This is a genomic window from Curtobacterium sp. UCD-KPL2560 (assembly GCF_001705035.1).
GTDB lineage: Bacteria > Actinomycetota > Actinomycetes > Actinomycetales > Microbacteriaceae > Curtobacterium.
In genome coordinates, this window is record NZ_MCIG01000129.1 from 1 (window position 1) to 3,882 (window position 3,882).

At 74.6% G+C, this 3,882-nt stretch carries 3 protein-coding genes; 1 reads left to right on the forward strand and 2 read right to left on the reverse strand.

Features of this window, described 5'->3' with window-relative positions; translation table 11 throughout:
- Nucleotides 1–124: 124 nt before the first annotated feature.
- Entirely contained in the window at nucleotides 125–577 is a 453-nt protein-coding gene (locus tag BEP24_RS15950; protein WP_065965116.1) for a hypothetical protein, read from the reverse strand.
- Between the two features lie 130 nt (nucleotides 578–707).
- Nucleotides 708–2,567, reverse strand: a complete 1,860-nt coding sequence (locus BEP24_RS15955) for an alpha/beta hydrolase (RefSeq protein WP_065965118.1) — start codon at nucleotides 2,565–2,567, stop codon at nucleotides 708–710.
- A 202-nt stretch (nucleotides 2,568–2,769) separates the two neighbouring features.
- On the opposite strand from BEP24_RS15955, the gene BEP24_RS15960 reads away from it, so the two are divergent.
- The coding region (locus tag BEP24_RS15960; RefSeq protein WP_065965119.1) for an amidohydrolase family protein at nucleotides 2,770–3,882 on the forward strand (1,113 nt) is incomplete at its 3' end.

Sequence of the window (3,882 nt, forward strand, 5' to 3'; positions counted from 1 at the left end):
CGGGCGGTGCCGTGCGCCGGCGTCTCCGCTCGCGCGCCCGGCGGGGCCGGGCGCCGGCGTCTCCGCTCGCGCGCGCGGCTGTGCCCGGCGCCGGCGTCCCTGCCCGCGCGCCCGGCGGTGCCGGTCAGGGGGTCGGGCTCCCCGTGGCCAGGTCGCCGTAGTCGCCGTCGGCGCACTGCGACTCGCCGTCGATGCTGTAGCCGCCCGCGGAGGACGCGAGGAAGTCGATGCTGCTGACCGGACCGCCGCGCCCGGTCAGCCCCAGGTCAGGGTCGTCGCCACCGCTGCGGTACCGCTTCGTCGTGATCCCCATGCTCTGCCAGAGGGACTCGACCTTGCGGAGGTCCTCCTTCGGGTCGTCGGACCCCGGCCGTTGCTTCACGTACACCCACGTGACGCCGCCCGGGTCGTCGGCGTCGCCGGAGCCGTCCGATCCCGGGCAGAGCCCGAGCCTCGGCCCGCTGAGGACCTCCCAGTCGCCGTCGACGAGGCTCGCGGTCCGGTCGACGACGTCGACGACGGATCGCTTCGCCTCGTCCGGCGAGACGGTGGGCTGCTGGGTCTGGTCGGGTTCCATGGGTTCTCCTCCTGCGCATCCGGTCAACAGGGTCATCGTCAGGGCCGTGACCACCGCCCTGGCGAGGTGGTGCGGTCGGACACTCCGTCGGGCGGCATCCCGCACGGGGACCGGTCGGATCATGATCGACTCACCAGGCTTCCTCTTCTTCCGTGGGTCGGCTCACACGGTCTCCCTGTCCGGTGGAGGTCCGTGCGACGTTCTTGAGCGACTCGGTGCCCTTGTCCAGGTACCCCCGGTCGTCCTTCGTGTGGACGCCGTGGTCGAGCACCGGGTTGCCCGATCCGCCGTCGTCGACCTCGAACACGGTGGCGCCGAAGTCCGCGTCGGTCGGGTCCTTCCGGCGGCTGCCTTCCCGACCGAGCCAGGCCCACTGGTCGCCCCGCGGGCCGTCGTCGTCCCACGGGTACGCCTTGCGCGCCTGGCCGGCGTACACGTGGTCGGCGCTCAGGTCGCCGGCGTCTCGCACGCTCCCCGGGATGCCGGCGGAGCCGATCGTCGTCAGCGTGTCCACGTGCACGTCCTCGCGGTCGAGGGCGATCGCGGCGGTCGTCGACCCGTACGAGTGGGCGACGACGTTGGTGTGCGGCACGTCCCCCGCCCGGACCGCGTCGAGACCGTGGATGCTGTCGACGAGGTGCGGTGCGCCCTCGGTGGCCGAGCGGTTGCCGAGCACCCCGAGGTCACGGTTCTCGGCGTCCGGGACCGGCGGTGGTGCGTACCCGATCCACGCGAGCACGGCGTTGTCGGTCCGACCCGTGGTCCGGGCCTGCTGCTCGGCGAGGTTCTGGGAGGCGTTCGCCCAACCGACCGTGTCCGCCGAGGTCGTCCCCATCCCGGGTACCGTCCACGTGACGTTCGCAGCGGTGTCGAGGTCACCGATCGAGACCGCCGCGAGCGGGGGCACGTCGGCGGACAGCGTCGTGAGTGACCGCGGCCAGTCGTCCACCGCCCCGCGGAGTGCCTTGTCGATGTTCTGCAGTGCGGCCAGTTCGACCGGATCGTCGCCGGTGCGGGCCGCCGCCAGGCGCTCGCGCAGCACGACGCGGTTGGCGGTGTCCCGGGCCCAGTACGGCACGCCCTCGAGGTTCCCGAGTGCGGCGAGGGCGGTGACCGGCAACGACTCCAGGTCGGAGCGGCGCTCCGGGGAGAAGCCGAAGGCGTTCCAGAGTGCGTTCACCTCGGTCGGGGTCAGCCCGTCGGCCGTGAGGCGCTGCACTGCAGCCGGGACGTCGTCCGACACGGCGACGTCGAGCGTGGCGTTCGACAGCGAGCCGGCGCTCCCTGCGCGCTCGAAGGCCGCGGCCACGCGCTCCGTCCACGCGGCGTCCCCGTCGTTCTCGCGCAGGTACGCCTCCGCACCGGACAGGAGTGTCGTGCTGCCGATCCGGGCCCAGCCGCACGACCCGACGAAGGCGTGCCACGCTCGACGGACGTCGCCGACGGCGGTCGACGCCGCTCGGTCGGAGGCCCTGGTGGTCTGTGCGAACCGTCGGAGGTTCTCCGGGACGGCCGAGCTGCGTCCGCCGCTCGTCCCCGTCCCGGTGCGCTCGCGCTGACGCGCCGTGAAGGAGACCGAGACCTCCGGCGGCACCACCGGTGTCGTCGACGGCCGCGGGTCCGGGAACGTGCTCGGCGGGATGCCGAGCGCGCGGAGCGGATCGGTGGCCGCAGCGTCCTGACGGTGCTGCTCACGCTGGTTCCACGACGCGAGGTCCGCCAGCCGTTCGCGCTCGCGGACGGCCGCGGCCGCGACGGCGCTGACCTGGTCGGACAACGACGCGAGCTGTCGTGCGAGGCGGGCGCGGTCCGCCGCCTCGACCTGCACGGCTTCGAGGAAGCGCTGGGAGTAGGCACCCTCGAAGTTCCAGAGCGCGTCCTCCGCCGCGGCCGCCCTCGTCCCGCCCTGACCGCGGAGCCGGTCGTCGCCGGCGTCAGCCGCTGCGATCAACCGCTTCGCGGCGCCGTCGTCGAACTCGATGTCGCTCATGTCCCCCCCCCCGGATCGTTCCCCAGGCCGAGCGTACACACGGGCGAGCCGATCGGCCGGTATTCCACATCCAGGACCACCGATGGGGCGCGGAGTGCGATCCGCCGGGTGCTCCCGCACCCGAGACCGGCACGGCCGGTTCCTCCGGCACGGCCGGTTCCTCCGTCACGCCGCGGAAACAGTCGACTGCTACAACCGACGCATGCTGACCGTCACCGGTGCCCGCCGCGTCCTCGTCGACCCCCGCACCGAACGGGAGGGCGACGTGGTCCTCGACGACGGCAGCGACCTCGCGACGACCCTCGACGCCTCGGGCTGCGTCGTCACCGCCGGCCTCGTGAACGCCCACCACCACCTGCTGCAGACCGCCTTCCGCACCCTGCCCGGGACGCGCGGCGTGCCGATGGCGGAGTGGCTCCCGACGATGGCCGGCGCGTACGGCCGGGTGGGGCACGATCCCGAGCTGTACGGACTGGCCGCGTCCGCCGGGGCCGCGGAGGGCCTCCTGTCCGGCGTCACGACGATCGCCGACCACCACCTGAACTGGCCCGCGGACGCGACCACCGACGACACCGTGGCGCTCGCCGCGGCGACGGTCGACGCCGTCCGCGGACTCGGCGGGCGTCTCGTGTTCGTGCGGGGCTCGGCGCGCGACGACCCGGAGCGTGCTGCTGCGTCGGCGGACGCGATCGCCGCGCGGTTGCTGCACGAGGAGGCGGTCGGCGGGGTCGACCCGGACGGCGGCCTGCAGGTGGCCGTGGGCCCGGCCGGCGTGCACTCCGACGGCGAAGCGACCTTCCGGGCGCTCGGCGAGGTCGCCGCCCGGCACGGACTCCGACGGCGGACCCAGGCGAACGAGCAGGTCGACACCGCGATCGCGCTCGAGCGGTACGGGCGGCGGCCGATCGACCTGCTCGAGGAGTGGGGGTGGCTCGCTCCCGACGTCACGATCGCGCACCTGTGCGACGTGACTGCCGACGAGGTCGCACGGCTGGCCGCGGCCGGGGTGTCCGCGACGCACGCACCGGGGTGCGACGTGCCCATGGGGTGGGGGATCGCCCCGGTCGCGGCGCTCGCGGCGGCCGGGGTCCCGGTCGGCCTCGGGACGAGCGGCGGCGGCAGCAACGACGCGGGGCACCTGCTCGCGGACGCACGGCTGGCGATGCAGGTGTCGGCGCTCGTCGGGCCGCAGCTCCCCGCGCGGCAGGTGCTCGGGATGACGACCGAGGGGTCCGCGGCGGGGCTCGGGCGGCCGGAGCTCGGGCACCTCGGCGACGGGACGGCGGGGGACCTGTGCGTGTGGGACGTCTCCGGG

Coding starts and splice junctions, on each gene's coding strand:
- BEP24_RS15950 (WP_065965116.1), bottom strand. CDS start 577: ATGGAACCCGACCAGACCCAGCAGCCCACCGTCTCGCCGGACGAGGCG.
- BEP24_RS15955 (WP_065965118.1), bottom strand. CDS start 2,567: ATGAGCGACATCGAGTTCGACGACGGCGCCGCGAAGCGGTTGATCGCA.